Source organism: Actinoplanes sp. ATCC 53533 (assembly GCF_003947245.1).
In genome coordinates, this window is sequence record NZ_QHHV01000329.1 from 1 (window position 1) to 17,120 (window position 17,120).

At 73.7% G+C, this 17,120-nt stretch carries 15 protein-coding genes, 1 pseudogene and 1 riboswitch; of the genes and pseudogenes, 9 read left to right on the forward strand and 7 right to left on the reverse strand.

Annotation, left to right across the window (positions count from 1 at the left end; translation table 11 throughout):
- Nucleotides 1-176: 176 nt before the first annotated feature.
- From DMB66_RS56010 to DMB66_RS66375, 3 genes and pseudogenes are all read right to left on the reverse strand, one after another.
- Nucleotides 177-1,937 (reverse strand): ABC transporter ATP-binding protein/permease, encoded by a 1,761-nt coding sequence (locus tag DMB66_RS56010; protein WP_125812173.1) that lies wholly within the window; start codon nt 1,935-1,937, stop codon nt 177-179.
- Nucleotides 1,934-2,914: a cytochrome d ubiquinol oxidase subunit II gene (cydB, locus tag DMB66_RS56015; protein WP_125812174.1), complete on the reverse strand. Its 981-nt coding sequence runs from the start codon at nt 2,912-2,914 to the stop codon at nt 1,934-1,936. Before cydB ends, DMB66_RS56010 begins: the two co-directional genes overlap by 4 nt.
- 9 nt (nt 2,915-2,923) lie before the next feature.
- Nucleotides 2,924-4,304, reverse strand: a pseudogene (locus DMB66_RS66375) (cytochrome ubiquinol oxidase subunit I).
- 75 nt (nt 4,305-4,379) lie between these two features.
- On the opposite strand from DMB66_RS66375, the gene DMB66_RS56025 reads away from it, so the two are divergent.
- The 4 genes from DMB66_RS56025 to DMB66_RS56040 all read left to right on the forward strand — a co-directional run bounded on the left by DMB66_RS56025 (nt 4,380) and on the right by DMB66_RS56040 (nt 8,039).
- Nucleotides 4,380-4,784 (forward strand): BlaI/MecI/CopY family transcriptional regulator, encoded by a 405-nt coding sequence (locus DMB66_RS56025; RefSeq protein WP_125812175.1) that lies wholly within the window; start codon nt 4,380-4,382, stop codon nt 4,782-4,784.
- Nucleotides 4,781-5,704 carry a M56 family metallopeptidase gene (locus tag DMB66_RS56030; RefSeq protein ID WP_125812176.1) on the forward strand — a complete coding sequence of 308 codons (924 nt, stop codon included), beginning with the start codon at nt 4,781-4,783 and terminating at the stop codon, nt 5,702-5,704. The genes DMB66_RS56025 and DMB66_RS56030 overlap by 4 nt, the downstream gene beginning before the upstream one ends.
- 135 nt (nt 5,705-5,839) lie before the next feature.
- A riboswitch (cyclic di-AMP (ydaO/yuaA leader) is annotated at nt 5,840-5,980 on the forward strand.
- A 14-nt stretch (nt 5,981-5,994) separates the two neighbouring features.
- Complete coding sequence (locus DMB66_RS56035) at nt 5,995-6,984, forward strand: NlpC/P60 family protein (protein ID WP_125812177.1); 990 nt, start codon at nt 5,995-5,997, stop codon at nt 6,982-6,984.
- 152 nt (nt 6,985-7,136) lie between these two features.
- On the forward strand, nt 7,137-8,039 hold the full coding sequence (locus DMB66_RS56040; RefSeq protein ID WP_125812178.1) for an aminoglycoside phosphotransferase family protein: 903 nt from the start codon (nt 7,137-7,139) through the stop codon (nt 8,037-8,039).
- On the opposite strand, the gene DMB66_RS56045 is transcribed toward DMB66_RS56040, so the two are convergent.
- Nucleotides 8,014-8,430: a MarR family winged helix-turn-helix transcriptional regulator gene (locus DMB66_RS56045; protein WP_125812179.1), complete on the reverse strand. Its 417-nt coding sequence runs from the start codon at nt 8,428-8,430 to the stop codon at nt 8,014-8,016. The genes DMB66_RS56040 and DMB66_RS56045 overlap by 26 nt on opposite strands.
- Nucleotides 8,431-8,492: 62 nt before the next feature.
- Here DMB66_RS56045 and DMB66_RS56050 point away from each other — a divergent pair, with 62 nt between their 5' ends.
- Entirely contained in the window at nt 8,493-9,596 is a 1,104-nt protein-coding gene (locus DMB66_RS56050) for an epoxide hydrolase family protein (protein WP_370321314.1), read from the forward strand.
- On the opposite strand, the gene DMB66_RS56055 is transcribed toward DMB66_RS56050, so the two are convergent.
- From DMB66_RS56055 to DMB66_RS56065, 3 genes are all read right to left on the reverse strand, one after another.
- Nucleotides 9,562-10,815 carry a metallophosphoesterase gene (locus DMB66_RS56055; protein WP_125812181.1) on the reverse strand — a complete coding sequence of 418 codons (1,254 nt, stop codon included), beginning with the start codon at nt 10,813-10,815 and terminating at the stop codon, nt 9,562-9,564. The genes DMB66_RS56050 and DMB66_RS56055 overlap by 35 nt on opposite strands.
- A gap of 114 nt (nt 10,816-10,929) precedes the next feature.
- Nucleotides 10,930-11,709: an ABC transporter permease gene (locus tag DMB66_RS56060; protein WP_125812182.1), complete on the reverse strand. Its 780-nt coding sequence runs from the start codon at nt 11,707-11,709 to the stop codon at nt 10,930-10,932.
- Nucleotides 11,706-12,656, reverse strand: a complete 951-nt coding sequence (locus tag DMB66_RS56065; RefSeq protein ID WP_125812183.1) for an ATP-binding cassette domain-containing protein — start codon at nt 12,654-12,656, stop codon at nt 11,706-11,708. The genes DMB66_RS56060 and DMB66_RS56065 overlap by 4 nt, the downstream gene beginning before the upstream one ends.
- A 75-nt stretch (nt 12,657-12,731) precedes the next feature.
- On the opposite strand from DMB66_RS56065, the gene DMB66_RS56075 reads away from it, so the two are divergent.
- Genes DMB66_RS56075 through DMB66_RS56090 form a run of 4 tightly spaced genes read left to right on the forward strand, consistent with a single transcriptional unit; the run spans nt 12,732 to nt 17,115 of the window.
- Complete coding sequence (locus tag DMB66_RS56075) at nt 12,732-13,505, forward strand: TetR/AcrR family transcriptional regulator (RefSeq protein WP_125812184.1); 774 nt, start codon at nt 12,732-12,734, stop codon at nt 13,503-13,505.
- A gap of 24 nt (nt 13,506-13,529) precedes the next feature.
- Complete coding sequence (locus tag DMB66_RS56080) at nt 13,530-14,744, forward strand: tetratricopeptide repeat protein (protein WP_125812185.1); 1,215 nt, start codon at nt 13,530-13,532, stop codon at nt 14,742-14,744.
- Nucleotides 14,741-15,922 (forward strand): tetratricopeptide repeat protein, encoded by a 1,182-nt coding sequence (locus DMB66_RS56085; protein WP_125812186.1) that lies wholly within the window; start codon nt 14,741-14,743, stop codon nt 15,920-15,922. Before DMB66_RS56080 ends, DMB66_RS56085 begins: the two co-directional genes overlap by 4 nt.
- Nucleotides 15,919-17,115, forward strand: coding sequence for a YibE/F family protein (locus tag DMB66_RS56090; protein WP_125812187.1), 1,197 nt, complete (start codon nt 15,919-15,921; stop codon nt 17,113-17,115). Before DMB66_RS56085 ends, DMB66_RS56090 begins: the two co-directional genes overlap by 4 nt.
- The last annotated feature ends 5 nt before the right edge of the window (nt 17,116-17,120 follow it).

The following is a 17,120-nucleotide window of genomic DNA, read 5'->3' on the forward strand; positions in this document are numbered from 1 at the left end:
CCCTCCGAGGGTCATCGGCTACCAAGATCTCAACGCCAGGCCGACGATCACCGGCCCCGCGGTCCGCGACGTGGGTCGGCGGTGCTGCGGCGCGGTCTGTGGCTGGGCGCGTGGCCTCGGTGACGGTCGAGCCGGCAGTCGCGGGCAACGACTCCGCTGCGGCCGTACCGGTGAAGTCAGCGCCCGGCGGCGGGGGGAACGACGTCGACCACCCGGTCGGCCGCGGCCAGCAGGCCGGGCCGGTGGGCGACCACCAGGACCGCGCAACCCTGGCCCGCGGCCGCCCGCAGCCGCGCGATCACCAGGCGCTCGGCCTCCGCGTCGAGGTGCGCGGTGGGCTCGTCGAGGAGCAGCACCGCGGGCGTACGGCCCGCGGCCCGCAGCAGCGCCGCCAGCGCGAGCCGCTGGCGCTGACCGGCGGAGACCCCGGCACCGTGCTCGCCGAGCACTGTGGTGGGATCGAGCTCGGCGTCCAGCCCCACCGTGCGCAGCGCGTCCCGCACCGCGTCCGGGGCCAGCCCCGGAAACACGTCGCTCACCGTCCGGACGTGCGGCAGTATCGGCCGTTGCGGCAGGTAGAGCAGCCCGGGCCCGCAGAGCTCGACCCGGCCCGTGACCGCGGGCTGCAGCCCGGCGAGGACCCGCAGCGCCGTGGTCTTCCCGGCGCCGGACGGCCCGCGCAGGGCGACCAGCTCCCCCTCGCGAACGGCCAGCGCATCGAGCACGAGCGCGTCCACGGCCGCGCCCGGGTGCCGCACCCGCAACCGGGCGGCGAAGACCGCCGGCCGCTCGCCCCCGGCGCCGAAACGCCCCTCCCGGTCGGCAGCCAGCACGGCGTCAATGGGAAGCAGAGCTGCGGCAGGCGCGGTTTTGGGAAGCAGAGCTGTGGCGGGCGCGGTCTTGGGAAGCAGAGCTGCGGCGGGCGCCGTTTTGGGAAGCAGAGCTGCGGCAGGCGCGGTCTTGGGAAGCAGAGCTGCGGCAGGCGCCGCATGGGGAAGCAGAGCGGCAGCGGGTGCAACCAGGATCTCGTCGACATCGGCGATGACCGCCGACGCGTCCGCGCTCGCGTGGTAGCGGGCGGCCATCTCGCGCAGCGGCCGGTACACCTCCGGCGCCAGCAGGATGACCAGCAGCGCGGGACCGAGCGCCAGGTCCCCGGCCGCCACCCGCAGCCCGGCCTCGACGGCGATCAGCCCGACCGACAGCGTCGCGACCAGGTCCAGCGCCGTCGAGGACAGGAACGCCACCCGCAGCACGCGCAGGGTCGCCGTGCGGTGCCGGTCCGTCATCTCGCGGACCACCGTGGTCTGGCGCTCGGCGCGGCCGTACACCCGCAGGGTCGCCAGGCCGCGCACCACGTCGAGGAAGTGGCCCGCCAGCCGGGCGTCCGCCTGCCAGGCCCGCTCGGCCCGCTCGCGGGTCGCCCAGCCGATCAGCGCGCCCAGCACCGGGATCAGCGGGAGCGTCACCAGGGCGATCAGCGCCGACGCCGGGTCGGTGACCGCCATCGCGACGATGACCAGCGGCGGCAGCGCGACGCCCAGCACCAGCGCGGGCAGGTAGCCGGAGAACCACGGCCGCAGCGACTCCAGGCCGCCGCCCAGCACCGCAGTGAGCCGGTTTCCGCCGAAGCGGGCCACCCAGGCGGGGCCGTGGCGCAGGGCCGCCGCCAGCGCCGAGCGGCGTAGCTCGTCGGTGACCGCGGCCGCCGTGCGCTGGGCCACCACCTGCTCCGCCCAGGTCAGCGCGGCGCGCAGCACGAAGGCCGCGGCCAGCGGCGCCAGCGCGTCGTGGCCGGTGACGATCCGGGCCAGGGCGACGGCGACGGCGACCGTCGCGGCCGCCTGGCCGGCGCCGAGCAGGGCCAGGACCCCGATTCCGGTACGGCTGGTCCGCGCGTGCCGCAGCAGCCGCGGGTCGAGCGGTCCGCGGCTCACGACGGCACCCGCTCGCTGGCCACCCGGCGGCGGAACACCCAGTATGAGAAGGCCTGGTAGACCAGGACGCCGGGCAGCACCACCACGCCGACCACGCTGATCAGCCGCAGCGCCGAGTCGGTGGCCGCCGCGCCGGCCATGGTCAGCGACCAGGCCGGGTCCAGGGTGCTGCGCAGCACGACGTCGCCGTGTGCGGTGAAGACCGTCACGACCGCGCCCGCGATGCTCAGCGCCGTTCCGCCGAAGGCCAGCGCCTCCTGGCCGCTGCGGGCGACCATGGCGATGCCGACGCAGAGCACGGCCGCCACCAGGACCGGCCGCGACTCGGTGCCGAAGCCGATCGCGGCCAGGGCGGCGGCGCCGCCGGTGGCCAGCGTGATGCCGAGCCGGCGAGCCCGCAGGTGCACCGGGCCGGTGGTGCGCAGGGTCAGGAACATCGCGCCGATCAGCAGCGCGGCGAACAGGGCCGCGAGCGCCCCGGCCAGGGCCGGCCAGCTCAGCAGCGGCGCGGTGCTGCGGCCCAGGCCCGCGCCGGTGACCTGGCCGTCCGCGCCGAGCGCGAGGCCGTGGGTGAGCACGCCGAGCACGGCGCCCCAGAGCAGCACGATGCCGGCCGAACTGGCCGCCAGGGCCGCGTCGCAGCGGCGGCGCCAGCGCGGCCCGTCGCCCTTGCCGCGGAACTCCAGGGCCACGCCGCGGACGGCGAGCAGCAGCAACAGCGCCGCCATCGGCAGGTAGAGCCCGGAGAGCAGGGCGGCGTACCAGTCGGGGAAGGCCGCGAAGGTCACGCCGATCGCGGCGACCAGCCAGACCTCGTTGCCGTCCCAGAACGGGCCGACGGTGCGCACGACCGCGCCCCGCTCGTGGTCGTCGCGGCCGACGACCGGGGCGAGCAGGCCGACGCCGAAGTCGAAGCCCTCGAGGACGAAGAACAGCACCCAGCAGAGCACGACGAGCGAGAACCAGACGGTGACCACGGTCGCTCCTCAGTAGACGGGGACGGGTTCGCGTTCGCTCTTCTCATCGAGAGGAGCGACGGCGAGCGGTTGCCGGGACAGGTGGCGGACCAGGCGCAGCCAGACGACGGCGAGGATGCCGTAGACGACGGCGAAGCCGATCAGGGAGACGAGCACCTCGCCGCGGGTCAGGCCGGGGGAGACGCCGTCGGCGACCCGGGAGATGCCGAACGCGAGCCAGGGCTGGCGGGCCGTCTCGGTGAAGATCCAGCCGAACGTGTTCGCGGCGGCGGGCAGGATCGGGATCAGCGGCAGGAAGCGGGTCAGCAGCCGGTGGGCCTGCCGGTCGCGGCGGGTGCTCCAGAGGTAGTACGCGGCCACGGCCGCCGCCAGCATGCCGATGCCGATCATCAGCCGGAACGTCCAGAACGCCACCGGGATCATCGGCACGTAGCTGCCCGGGCCGAACTGCGCGGCGTACTGGGCCTGCAGGTCGTCGATGCCCTGCACGGTCGCGCCCGGGTCGCCCTTGGCCAGGGATGGACAGCAGGTTGGGTATCTCCAGGGTGAAGAACGGCTCGCCCCCGCCGGGATTGCCCAGGGCGAAGACCGAGAAGGGCGCGCCGGTGGTGGTCGCGTACAGGGCCTCGGCGGCGGCCATCTTCATCGGCTGCACCTCGGTGATGACCTTGCCGAGGTGGTCGCCGGTCAGGGCGGTCAGCGCCCCGCCGGCCAGCGTCAGCCAGGCGCCGAGCCGGGCCAGCGTACGGAATGCCGCCTCGCCGCCGGCCCGCAGCCGCCAGACGCCGATCGCGAGCAGCAGCGACCCGCCCGCCATCACCGCGCCGGCCAGGGTGTGCGGGAACGCGGCCAGGTTGACCTTGTTGAGCAGCAGCGCGCCGAAGTCGTCGAGGTGCGCCCGCCCGGTCACCGGGTCCAGCGAGTACGCGACCGGGTTCTGCATGAACGAGTTCGCCGCCAGGATGATGAACGCGGACATGACGGTGCCGGCCGCGACGATCACGATGGTGGCGGCGTGCAGCTTGCGCGGCAGCCGGTCCCAGCCGAAATACCACAGCGCCAGGAACGTGGCCTCCAGGAAGAACGCGAGCATGCCCTCGATGGCCAGCGTCGGGCCGAACACGTCGCCGTAGAAGCGGGCGAAGTTGCTCCAGCCCATGCCGAACTGGAACTCCTGCACCAGCCCGGTGACCACGCCGACGGCGAAGGTGACGATGAGCAGCTTGCCGACCAGCTTGGTGAGGTGCAGGTAGTGCTCGCGGCCGGTGCGCAGCCAGGCGATCTGCAACCCCGCGGCGGTCGCGGCCAGGCTGATCGACAGCGGCACGAAGAAGTAGTGGTAGATCGTCACCACGGCGAACTGCAGGCGGGTCAGGTCGAGCACGTCCACGGAAAGGCCCCCTCTACGACGACTCGTAGTAGATACTACGCATCGTAGTACGTGCCGTGTAGTAGGGTGGGTCACATGGCTTTGGGAGACCTGGAACGCGAGGTCATGACGCAGTTGTGGACGGCGGGCGAGCCGCTGACCGTGCGCCAGGTGCACGAGCGGGTGAGCCGCGACCGCGAGCTCGCGTACACGACCGTGATGACCGTGCTCGACCGGCTGGCCAAGAAGGGCGTCGTCACCCAGCAGCGCGCCGACCGGGCATATCGCTACGCCCCCGCGCAGACCCGCGAGGAGATGACCGCCGCGCTGATGCTCGACGCGCTCAGTGCCGCCCCCGACGGCGTCCGGGACGCGGCGCTGGCGCACTTCGTCGGCCGGATCGACCCGTCGGCCCTGACCGCCGCCATCGCGGCGGCGCGGAAGGATCCGGCCGCCGCGCCGGGCCTGCCCGCCGCGGAAAACCCAGAAAGGCGGCAGTGACCGCGCTGCTGCTGGGCGCGCTCGGGCTGACGCTGTCGCTCGTCGTGCCGGGCATCCTCGCGGGCGCCCGCTGGCCCGACCGCGCGCCGGCCGCCGCCGTCGGGCTCTGGCAGAGCATCACCCTCGCGGGGGTGCTCTGCGCGCTGGGCGTGGTGCTGGCCGGGCCCCAGGAGCTGGTCAGCGAGCTGGGCTCGGACCGGCCGGTCGGCGCCGCCGCGCTGATCCTCGCGCTGGTCGTCGCGACGGTGATCATCGCCCGGCTGCTGGTCTCGCTGGTCCGGGTGAGCATCCGCTCGCGGGCCCGCCGGGCGCGGCACCGGCTGCTGGTCGACCTGCTGGACAGCGCCGAGCGCCACGGCGAGTTGCCCGCCGAGGTGCCGCCCGGGCTGCGCGTGCTCGACGGGCCGCTACCGTTCGCATACTGCCTGCCGGGCCGCTCGCCGCGGGTGGTGCTCAGCGACGGCGCGCTGCGGGTGCTCGACGCCGGGCAGGTGGCCGCCGTGATCGCGCACGAGCAGGCCCATCTGCGGCACCGCCATGACGTGGTGATGGAGTCGTTCACCGCGTTCTACCGGGCGGTGCCCCGGCCGCTGCGCAGCCGCGCGCCCCTCGACGCCGTGCACCTGCTGCTCGAGATGGTCGCCGACGACGCGGCCCGGCGGCGCTGCGGCGCGGCCCCCCTGGGCACGGCGCTGGCGCTGCTCAGCGACGCGGTCAGCCCGGACGCTCCGGCCGAGCTCGGTGGCGCGGTGGCGGAGCGCCGGCGTCGCCTCGACCGGCTGGCCGCCGACGATCCCCGGTCCGTTACCCTCACCGTGACACTGCTGGCGGCGGCCGGCGCCGTCGGTCTGCTCGTGTTACCCACCGTGATCCTGGTGGTGCCGTGGCTCGACCGGGCACTCTCCGCATGGCCGCTTTAAGTCCTCCTTAATTACCGTAGGTCACTGGGTGTTATGCGCAGTGTGTCCTGATACCGCCGGGTTCAAATCGCCGGTGATCGGGAGTACGGTGGGGCCCGGCTCAGCAGTCCCCCCTCGTCCCAACCCGGGCGAACTGACGGGCCACCGCCTAATCGTTCCAGTCGTGAACGAACCGGGGACCCGAGCAACCGGGGTTAAGCCGCAGCAGCACCGCGGCCGGGCGCGCTTCCCGCCCGCACCCGTCAGCTAACCCGGTCGGCGGCCGAGGGAAGAAAGGACACTGCACCTACGTGAAACGGATTGAGGCGCACCGCGTCGCAATTCTGCGCAGCATCGCCTGCGCCGTCGCCGCGGTCGGGATTCTTCTCGCGCCCGGAGTGGCGAACGCGACACCGTCCCCGTCGAGCATCGAAAAGCAGATCGACGAGCAGTGGAACAAGCTGGAACCGGTCATCGAGCAGTACAACAACGTGCACAACCAGCTGCTCAAGAACCAGGCCCAGCTCAAGAAGATCGACAAGCGGCTCGCCCCGCTGGAGCTGCAGGTCAACCTCGCCATGTCGCAGGTGGGCAGCATGGCGGGCGAGGCCTACATGCAGGGCTCGCCCAGCGCGATGACGGCCATGATCATCAGCGGCTCGCCGACCGGCCTGACCGAGAAGCTCTCGTTCCTCGATCAGATCAGCCGGCACCAGCGCCAGTCGGTCGCCGGCGCCGCTGAGTTGCGGGACAAGCTCGCGGGCGACAAGCGCGACCTGGACACTCTGACCAAAGCTGTGGCGGCCCGGGACAAGGCGCTGGCGCAGCAGCAGAAGGACATCCAGAAGAAGGTCGACGAGCTGCAGAAACTGCGGATCAAGGCGTACGGCGCCAGCGGCGTCGCCGACGGTCCGTTCAAGACGGGCCCGTGCCCGGTCGACTACACCGACGACGCCGGCGGCCGGGCGGCGCAGCGAGCCTGCGACCTCATCGGCAAGCCGTACGTCTTCGGCGCCGAGGGGCCGGGCGGTTACGACTGCTCCGGCCTGACCAAGGTGGCGTGGGCGGCGGTCGGGGTGCACCTCGAGCACTTCACCGGAGACCAGATCCACACGGGCAAGTCGGTCAGCCGCAGCGAGCTGAAGCCGGGTGACCTGATCTTCTACGGCAGCCCGGTGCACCACGTGGGCATCTATGTGGGTGGCGACACCATGGTCCACGCGCCACACACGGGCGACCATGTCCGGATGGCGTCGATCGACCGCAGCGGAGCCATCACCGGCATCCGCCGCCCGGGCTGACCGGCGCAGCGCAACCACGAAAAAGCCGCCACGCCCGTGGCGGCTTTTTCTTGCCCTTCGGTCGCCTCGCCGTGCTGGTGCGTCGACTTGACCGGGACGACCCGCAGCGCTGACGGGGCCGCGCCGGGTGCCCGGGGCTGCGAGACTGGGGGATGTTCTCCGCCGGTTTCACGCGCAACGTCACCGACAGCTGGGGCGACGCCGGCCGGCGGTGGCTCGCGGGGCTTCCGGTGCTGATCGAGGAGGTCGCGCGCGACTGGGGGCTGACGGTCGGGACGCCGTACCCGTTGAGCTTCAACTTCGTCGCGCCGGTCCGCCGGGCCGGGGGATCGCCGGCGGTGCTCAAACTCGGCCTGGCCGAGGCCGGCCATATCGCGATGGAGGCCGACACGCTCGGGTTTCTGGGCGGTCGCGGCGCGGTCGAGGTGCTGGCCCGCGACGACGGGCGTGGCGCGCTGCTGCTGGAGCGCGCCGAGCCGGGCGTGACCCTGCGGACGCTGGTCCGCGAGCGCGACGGGCAGGCCACGGCCGTCCTGGTCGACCTGATGCGCCGGCTGCACCGGCCGGCGCCGGACGGGCTCATGCTGGAGGAGCTCTCGTCGCGGGTGGCGGCCTTCGACGCGCACCTGGCCAGATATCCCGGCGACGAGCCGATTCCGCGGGCCCTGGTCGAACGGGCCCGGGAGCTCTGGGCCGAGCTGTGCGCCTCCGCCTCGCGGCGGGTCGTCCTGCACGGCGATCTGCATCACGAGAACGTGCTGGCGGCGAGCCGGGAGCCGTGGCTGGCGATCGACCCGCACGGCGTGCTGGGCGATCCCGGCTACGAGGTCGGTGCGGTGCTCTACAACCCGTTCGACGGCGACGAGCCGGTGCTGGAGCTGCTGCCGGCCCGGATCGAGCAGTTCGCGGACGGGCTGGGCATGTCCGTCGACCGGGTCGTCGCCTGGGGCTTCGTGCAGGCGGTGCTCTCCGAGGTGTGGGGCGCCGAGGGTGGCGACGCGGAGCCCGGCCAGGCGCTGCGGGTGGCGCTCACTCTGCTGCCGCGCCTGCCCTGAGCAGGCCCAGCAGGCGCACCAGCTCGGTGCGCTCGGCGGCGTTCAGCGGCGCGAGCAGCTCCTCCTGGATGGCCGCGGCCGTGGCGGCCAGTTCCTTGACCCGTTCGCGGCCCCGCGCGGTGATGGTGACGACGTTGCGGCGCTTGTCGGCCGGGTCGGGCCGGCGCTCGAGGTAGCCGCTCCCGGTCAGCTCGTTGAGCGCCGCCACCACGTCGCTGAAGTGGATGCCGGTGCGCCGGCCCAGGTCGGCCTGGCTGGCCGGGCCGTCGAGCAGCGGCGTCAGCAGCCGGTAGTGGTAGCCGCGCGCGCCGATCTCGGCGAAGTGCTCGGTGACCAGGCGGTGGGCGTGGGCCGCGGCCTGGGTCAGCAGCCAGCTGGGGAGATGCTCCATGTGTCCACAATAACATTTGCCGCACTAACGTTAGGTGGACTAACGTTAGTCGCATGAACGATATCGCGCCGTACCGGATCGACGTCCCGCGGGCCGACCTCGACGACCTGGCCGACCGCCTCGACCGCACCCGCTGGCCCGACGAGCTGCCGGGCGCCGGCTGGGACTACGGCATCCCGCTGGCCCGGGTGCGCGAGCTGGCCGAGCGCTGGCGCCACGGCTACGACTGGCGGGCGCACGAGGCCGAGCTGAACAAGGTCCCGCAGTTCCAGACCGAGATCGACGGGCAGCGCGTGCACTTCCTGCACGTGCGCTCGGCCAGCCCGGACGCGCTGCCGCTGCTGCTCCTGCACGGCTGGCCCGGCTCGGTGCTGGAGTTCCGCGACCTGCTCGGCCCGCTCGCCGACGACTTCCACCTGGTCGTCCCGTCCCTGCCCGGCTTCGGCTTCTCCGGGCCGGCCGGGGAGCGCGGCTGGGACCAGCAGCGGATCGCCCGCGCCCTGGCAGAGCTGATGACCCGGCTGGGCTACCCGAGCTTCGGCGCCCACGGCGGCGACTGGGGCGCCGGCATCGCGAAGGCGCTCGGCGCCGTGGTTCCCGAGCGGGTCGTCGGCGTGCACGTCAACTACCTGCCCACGCTCGGCCCGCTGGACGGGCTGACCGGCGAGGACCGGGAGCGCGCCGAGCGCACCGCGGCGTTCGCCGCGAACCGGCCCGGCTATCAGGTGCTGCAGGCGACCCGGCCGCAGACGATCTCGTACGCGCTGACCGACTCGCCGGTCGGCCAGCTCGCCTGGATCGCCGAGAAGTTCACCGAGTGGATCGACCCGGCCTCCACCATCGACGACGACGTGCTGCTCACCGACGTCTCGATCTACTGGTTCACCCGGACGGCCGGCTCGTCGGCCCGGCTCGCCAAGGAGAGCGGTTTCGGCGGGTCGTGCCCGGTCCCGATGGGCGTCGCCGTCCTGCCGTTCGACATCGTGCTGAGCGTGCGCCCGCTCGCCGAGCGGGTGTACGACATCCGGCACTGGACGGAGCTGCCGCGCGGCGGCCACTTCGCCGCGCTCGAGGTGCCGGCCGAACTGGCCGCCGACATCCGCGCGTTCTTCCAGCTCCGAGGCGCGCCCGTCAGGCCTGCCGGGACGCCAGTTCCACGATGGTGACGTCGGACGGGGCGCCGACCCGGACCGGCGGGCCCCAGGCCCCGGCGCCGCGAGTGACGTAGAGCTGGGTGTCGCCGTAGCGTTCCAGGCCGGCGTTGGTGGGGTTGGCGGCCTCGGCGATGTAGGTGGCCGGCCACATCTGCCCGCCGTGGGTGTGCCCGGACAGTTGCAGGTCGACGCCGTAGCGCACCGCGTCGTGGATGACGACGGGCTGGTGGGCCAGCAGGACGGCGGCGCGGGCCGGGTCGCGGTCGCCGAGGGCCTTGCCGAAGTCGGGGCCCTGGCCGGTGCTCTCGCCGCCGAGGTCGTTGACGCCGGCCAGGTCGAAGCCGGGCAGCGCGGTGCGGGCGTTCTCCAGCGGCCGCCAGCCGAGCTCGCGGACCTTCTCGACCCACTGCTCGGCGCCGGAGAAGTATTCGTGGTTGCCGGTGACGAAGAAGGTGCCGTGCCGCGACCGCAGCCCGCGCAGGGGTTCGACCGAGTCGGCGAGCTCGTCGACGTCGCCGTCGACCAGGTCGCCGACGACGGCGATCAGGTCGGGCTGGGTGGCGTTGATGGTGTCGGTGACCCGCTGGGCGAAGCCCCGCCCGAGCACGGCGCTGAGGTGGATGTCGCTGACGACGGCGATGCGGAAGCCGTGCGCGGCGCGGGGAAGTTTGGCCAGCGGCACGGTGAGGCGTTTGACAGCGGGGCCTTTGACGACGTTCCAGGTGCCGTAGCCGACGGTGCCGACGGCCGCCGCCGCGGCGGCGCCGCCGACCACCCGGGACACGAACAGCCGCCGCGACAGCCCGACCGGTGCGCCGGCTGGCTTGCCGGCCGGGGCGGATTCGATGTCCGGGGCCGGTGCGTCGCCGGCCGGCGCCGCCATCGCCGGTGCGAGCTCCGGTGCGGCGTCACGGCGGGCGAGCCAGCGGGTCAGCAGCGGCCGGACGATCTCGCCCACCAGCACGGCCAGCAGCAGGTAGAGGAACACGGCCAGCCACAACAGGCCCGGCCACGCCAGGACGATCTTCACCGGCATCGGCATCGGCAGCCGCTCGCCGACCAGGGCCGCCAGGGCGAGGACCGGCGCCGCGATGAAGAACACCGTCCCGGCGCGTCGCGCCGGCGTGCCCGGCACGGTGGTCGCCGCGACCAGGCGCCGCCAGAGATACCAGTGGAGCGCGCCGAAGACGGCCACGACGGCGACTGCCGCCAGCACGGCGATAACGATCATGGGTGGTTTCTGTCCTTCGCTCGGCCGACTGCCACCGCGGAACGTACCAGCGGCTTTCTGTCACGACGCTGAGAACGCCGCCGGCGGCCGCCCGGCCCTCCGGTTCGGTGCGGGTCAGCCGCGCAACCGGCGGTACGCGCGCGCCGACAGCGGAAGAAAGACGGCGGTGAGTACCACCGGCCAGCCGAGGGCCAGCCACACCGCCCCGTCGGCCAGCGGCCCCTCGGTGATCCCGGTCGGATTGCCGAAGAGCTGGCGTGCGGCCGACGCCGTCGCGGACAGCGGGTTCCAGGCGGCGATCGCGCCCAGCCAGGCCGGCATCGTCTCGGCCGAAACGATCGCGGTGGACAGGAACCCGATCGGCCAGACCAGCACCTGCACCGCCATCGTCGCGCCCTCCCCGCGGAAGGCGAGGCCCACGAAGATGCCGATCCACAGGACGGCGAACCGCAGCAGGAGCAGGACCAGCACGGCCAGCGCCACCGAGGCCGGATCGGACGAGATCCGCCAGCCGATCAGCAGCCCGCCGACGATCAGGACGAGCAGCTCGACCGCGGAGTTGACCATGTCGGCGCCGACCCGGCCCAGCGCCACCGACGCGCTGCCGATCGGCATGGACCGGAACCGGTCGGTGATGCCCTTGCGGGCGTCGTTGGCCATCGCGGTGGCCGTGGTCTCGACCCCGAACATCATGCTGAGCGCCAGCATGCCGGGCAGCAGGAAGCTGATGTAGTCGCCGCCGCCCGGGACGGTGATGGCGCCGCCGAAGAGGAAGCCGAAGACCAGCAGCAGCATGATCGAGAAGAGCAGGCCGAAGACCGGCATCCAGGGCTGGCGCACCCAGTGGGCCAGGTCCCGCTGGGTGATGACCCAGCCGGCGCGCAGTGTCGTCATCGCACGACCTCCTTGTCGGTCAGGGTGAGGAACACCTCGTCGAGGGTCGGCCGGCGCAGCACCAGATCCTCGGGGGCGACGCGCAGCTCGTCCAGGGCGCGGACGATGTCGGCGAGCGCGACCACGCCGGCACCGACCTCGAAGGTGACCCGATGCGTCTCCGGGTCGACCGTGGCCGACTCGCCGAGGGCCGCCGACAGCCGTTGCGCCACCAACTCCAGGGGCTCGGCCCTGGGCACCGTGACGGTCACGCGGTCGCCGCCGACCTGACGTTTGAGGTCGTCGGGGGTGCCGCTGGCGACGACCCTGCCGTGGTTCATCACCGAGATCCGCGCCGCCAGCTGATCGGCCTCGTCCAGATACTGCGTGGTGAGCAGGACCGTGGTGCCGCGGGCGGCGATCTCCCGGACGCTTTCCCAGACCTCGTTGCGGGCCCGGGGGTCGAGGCCGGTGGTCGGCTCGTCGAGGAACAGCACCGCCGGGGTCAGGATGAAACCGGCGGCGAGGTCGAGCCGGCGGCGCATCCCGCCGCTGTAGGTCGAGACCGCCCGGGCCGCCGCCTCGGTGAGCCCGAACGTGTCGAGCAGTTCCTCGGCGCGCACCCGGGCATCCGCCTTGGTGAGGCCGAAGAGGCGGCCGAACATGACCAGGTTCTGCCGGCCGCCGAGGATCTCGTCAACGGCCGCGTGCTGCCCGACCAGGCCGATGCGCCGCCGCACCTGCCCGGCCTGGGTCCGGACGTCGAATCCGGCGACGCGGGCACTCCCGCCGTCGACGTCGATCAGGGTCGCCAGCGCCTTGACGGCGGTGGTCTTGCCGGCGCCGTTGGGCCCGAGCAGCCCGTGGATGACCCCGGGCGGAACGCTCAGGTCGAAGCCGTCCAGGGCGTGCAGATCGCCGTAGCTCTTGCGGAGTCCGTCGGCCCTCAGGGCGTTGTCGGGTGCCACTGCTTCTCCTAACTCCGTATGCCTTACGGAAATGGGGAAGACAACACCGTACACCTCACGGGGTAATCTCCGCACATGGAGATTCGGGACATCGATCGCACCCTCGGGCTGCTCTGGCGGCGCACGCTCGGCACGCCGCAGGGCTCCCGCGGACCGAAGCAGCGGGTGAGCGTCGACGAAGTGGTCCGGGCGGCGATCGCCGTGGCCGACGAGGAGGGCCTGCCGGCCTTCTCGATGCGCAAGGTGGCCGATCGGCTCGGGCTCAAGCTGATGTCGATCTACACCTATGTGCCCGGCCGCTCCGAGCTGATCGGCCTGATGATCGACGAGGTGGCGGGCGAGCGGGACCTGCCGCCGCACGAGGGCTCGCTGCGGGAGCGCGTCACCGGGGTGGCCCGGCAGATCTGGGACGAGTACCACCGGCACCCCTGGCTGCTGCAGGTGGAGAACAGCCGCCCGTGGATCGGCCCGCACGTCTCCGACCGCTACGAGTGGCAGCTCGCGGCCATCGAGGGTGCCGGTTTCACCGACCTAGAGATGGACCAGGTGGTCACGCTGCTGTGCGGCTTCACGGCCGGCGCGGCGCGTTCCTCGATCGACGCGCGCCGCACGGCGGAGCGGTCCGGGATCTCCGACGCCGAGTGGTGGGCGGTCAACGCGCCGATCCTCGACCGGGTGATGCCCGCCGGCGCCTATCCGATCTCCGGCCGGGTCGGGCAGGTGGCCGGCCTGGAGTACAACGCCGTCGGTGATCCCGAACGGTCGTTCCGCTTCGGGCTCGACCGCATCCTCGACGGCCTGGCACACCTGCTCGACCGCGAGCCCCCGGACGGGCCCGAGGATCCCTGACCCGTCCGGGCATAATCGCCTCTCATGAGCGACGCGCTGATCGACAGCCTGACGGCGGCGGTCGCCGCGCGGCCCGACGATGTCGCCTTGCGGCTGCACCTGGCCGAGCTGCTGGTCGGGGCCGGGCGTCTCGGCGAGGCGATCGGGCACGCCGCCCAGGTGCTGGCCCGGGACCCGGCCAACGAGGCCGCCCGGCGGGTGATGGCGTCGGCCCTCCCGGGCGGCACGCCGGACCCGGCGCCACCGGCGGCGCCCGGCGTCGACTGGGCCGCCCTGGAGGACGAGTTCTCCGGCGTCGTCCCGCCCCGGTTCGCGCCGGCCGGCGACGAGCCCGAGCCGGTTCGCGGCGACGCCGACCGGGCCTTCGACGTCGAGCGGGCCACGGTCACCCTCGCCGACGTCGGCGGCATGGACGAGGTCAAGCAGCGGCTGGAGCTGGCGTTCCTCGGCCCGCTGCGCAACCCGAAGCTGCGAACGCTGTTCGGCAAGAGCCTGCGCGGCGGCCTGCTGCTCTACGGTCCGCCCGGTTGCGGCAAGACGTTCCTGGCCCGGGCGGTCGCGGGGGAGATGGGCGCCGCGTTCATCTCCCTGTCGATCATCGACGTGCTGAACATGTGGGTGGGCAGCTCGGAGCGCAACCTGCACGACCTGTTCGACGCCGCCCGCTCGCACGCGCCCTGCGTGCTGTTCCTCGACGAGATCGACGCGCTCGGCCACAAGCGCAGCCAGCTCAGCTCCTCGGCGCTGCGCACCCTGGTCAACCAGCTGCTCACCGAGCTGGACGGGGTCGGCGGCGGCAACGAGGGCGTGTTCGTGCTCGCCGCCACCAACGCCCCGTGGGACATCGACGCGGCCCTGCGCCGGCCGGGCCGCCTCGACCGTACGGTGCTGGTGCTGCCGCCGGACGAGACCGCCCGCGCGACCATCCTCGAATACCACCTGCGGGACCGGCCGGTCGCCGGCATCGACCTGCGGGCGCTGGCGGCGGTCACCGAGAACTACTCCGGCGCCGACCTCGCGCACGTGTGCGAGAGCGCCGCCGAGTTCGCGATGCGTGACGCCATCGCCACCGGCGAGGTCCGGATGATCTCGCAGCGGGACATGACGGCCGCCGTCCGCGACGTGCGCCCGTCCACCGAGGCCTGGTTCGCGACGGCGCGCAGCGTGGTCATGTTCGGCAACTCCGGCGGCGACTACGACGATCTGGCCGCGTACCTCAAGAAGCGCAAGCTGCTGTGACCGGCGACGACGCGTACCGCCAGGCCCGGCAGCTGGCCGAGATCGGCCGGCCCGCAGCCGCCGAGGCCTGCCTGCGGGCGGCGCTGGCCGCCGGGCCGGCCGACGCCGACCTGCTCACCCTGCTCGGCTATGTGCTGCGCCAGCAGCGCGACTATGTGGCCGCGCTGGCGGCCTGCGACGCGGCCGTGGCCGCCGGTCCGCGCCTGGCCGACGCGCACGCCGAGCGCGCCGAGTCCCTGATCGCGCTGATCCGTGACGGGGACGCGGTCGTCGCGGCCGGCGAGGCGGTCCGGCTGGCCCCGCAGCAGCCCGCCGGGCACCTGGTGCTGGCCCGCGCGCTGGCCGCCGGACGCCGTTTCGCCGACGCCCGCGGCGCCGCCCGGCACGGTTTGACGCTGGCCCCGCGCTCGGTCGAGGGCCTGCTCACCCTGGCGGAGGTGGAACGCGACGCGGGCGGCCGGGAGGCGGCCGAGGAGGCGGCCCGGGCCGCGCTGGCGATCGACCCGGCCAACGCCTACGGCCGCTGGCTGCTGGCGATGCTCGACGCCGAGCGGCTGCGGGTCGGCCGCTCCATGCGCGCGCTGCGGGACGTGGCCCGCGAGAATCCGGCCCGCCCGGATGTCATCTCGATGACCTGGCCGATCCGCGGCCTGCTCAGCGCCCTGCGCCGGTGGTTCGCCGCCGCGATCCTGCTGGTCGCGGCCTGCGCCCTGGTCGCGGTGTGGTGGCCGCCGGCCGGGACCGCCGGCCGCGTCCTCGCCGGGCTGTTCGCGGCGGTCGTTGCCGGCTTCGCTGCGCGGGTGCTGCTCCCGGCGGGCCGGCTGCCGTGGCGCTGCCTGCGCCTGGTGCCCTGGCTGCTGCGCCGCGCGGCGCGCGGCGCGATGGTCACCGTGGCCGTCATGGTCGCGCTCCTGATCGGGTACGCCGTGACGGGCCGCTGGTGGGCGGCGGTGCTGGCGCTGGCCGCGGTGCCGGTGCTGTGGGGCCTGGGCCTGGCCGAGATGCTCGGCGCGCGGCTGGACGACCCCGGCTTCCTGTCCGCGCTCAAGGCCCTGGGCAGCGACTTCCGCGACTGGGGCGGCGAACTCGGCCGCTGGTGGCGGGAGACCAAACGCGAGCTGCGCGAGACCTGGAACGACGACAACCCGGTGCCACCGGCGCCCGGATCGCCGCGATGAGCCACGACCACGGCCCGCCGCCGGCCGCGTCCCGGCGCACCCGGCGCATCGTCACCGCGGTGCTGGTGCCGGCCGCGCTGGCCACCCTCGTCGCGCTGATCCTGCTCTGGCCGGGCGACGTGAGCGCCGAACCGGACCCCGGCGGCGGCCAGCGGGCCCTCGCCACGGTCACCGCCGTCGCCGAGCAGACCTGCCCGGCGGGGGCCTCGCAGCAGCGCTGCGGCTCCGCCACGGTACGGGTCACCGAGGGCCCCGGCGCGGGCGCGGACCAGACCGTCGACCTGCCGCAGGGCCCCGGGACGAGCGCGCTGCACGTCGGCGACGACGTCGTGCTGCTCTACTACCCGGACGCGGTCCCCGGCGGACGCGCGTACACGGTGGTGGACCGGCAGCGCTCGGCGCCGATGATGTGGCTGGTCGCGGTGGCCGTGGCGGTGATCCTGGCCTTCGGTCGCTGGCGCGGGCTGACGTCGCTGGCGGGCCTGGCGGTCAGCTTCGGCCTGCTGCTGCTCTTCGTGGTCCCGGCCATCCTCGACGGCTCGCCGCCGCTGCTGATCGCGGTGGTGGGCGCCTCGGCGATCATGTTCGCGGCGCTGTATCTGACCCACGGCGTCAACGTGCACACCTCGGTGGCGGTGGCGGGCACGCTGGCCAGCCTGGTGCTCACCGGCGTGCTGGGCGCGGTGTTCAGCTCGGCCATGCACCTGACGGGCCTGGGCAGCGACGACAGTTCGTCGCTGGCGGTCACCCGGACCGGCCTGGACCTGCGCGGGCTGCTGCTGGCCGGCATCGTGATCGGTGCCCTGGGGGTCCTGGACGACGTGACGGTCACCCAGGCGGTGACGGTCGCGGAGATGACTCCGGGCGCGACGAGCCGCTGGGCGCTGTACCGGGCGGCGACCCGGGTGGGCCGCGCGCACGTGGCCTCGGCGGTCAACACGATCGTGCTGGCCTACGCGGGTGCGTCGCTGCCGTTGCTGCTGCTGATCGCGGCGTCGAGCGAGCCGATCTCGGACCTGCTGACCAGCGAGTACCTGGCGCAGGAGATCCTGCGCAGCGCGGTCGGCACGATCGGCCTGGTCGCCTCGGTCCCGATCACGACGGCCCTGGCCGCGCTGGTCGCGGACCTGGGCCCGGGCACGGGACCGGCCGCGCCGGAGCCCCGGGCCGGCCGGCACGCCCGCCGCGGCTGAGGCGG

Coding starts and splice junctions, on each gene's coding strand:
- DMB66_RS56025 (WP_125812175.1), top strand. CDS start 4,380: ATGGCTTTGGGAGACCTGGAACGCGAGGTCATGACGCAGTTGTGGACG.
- DMB66_RS56040 (WP_125812178.1), top strand. CDS start 7,137: ATGTTCTCCGCCGGTTTCACGCGCAACGTCACCGACAGCTGGGGCGAC.
- DMB66_RS56045 (WP_125812179.1), bottom strand. CDS start 8,430: ATGGAGCATCTCCCCAGCTGGCTGCTGACCCAGGCCGCGGCCCACGCC.
- DMB66_RS56055 (WP_125812181.1), bottom strand. CDS start 10,815: ATGATCGTTATCGCCGTGCTGGCGGCAGTCGCCGTCGTGGCCGTCTTC.
- DMB66_RS56060 (WP_125812182.1), bottom strand. CDS start 11,709: ATGACGACACTGCGCGCCGGCTGGGTCATCACCCAGCGGGACCTGGCC.
- DMB66_RS56075 (WP_125812184.1), top strand. CDS start 12,732: ATGGAGATTCGGGACATCGATCGCACCCTCGGGCTGCTCTGGCGGCGC.
- DMB66_RS56080 (WP_125812185.1), top strand. CDS start 13,530: ATGAGCGACGCGCTGATCGACAGCCTGACGGCGGCGGTCGCCGCGCGG.
- DMB66_RS56090 (WP_125812187.1), top strand. CDS start 15,919: ATGAGCCACGACCACGGCCCGCCGCCGGCCGCGTCCCGGCGCACCCGG.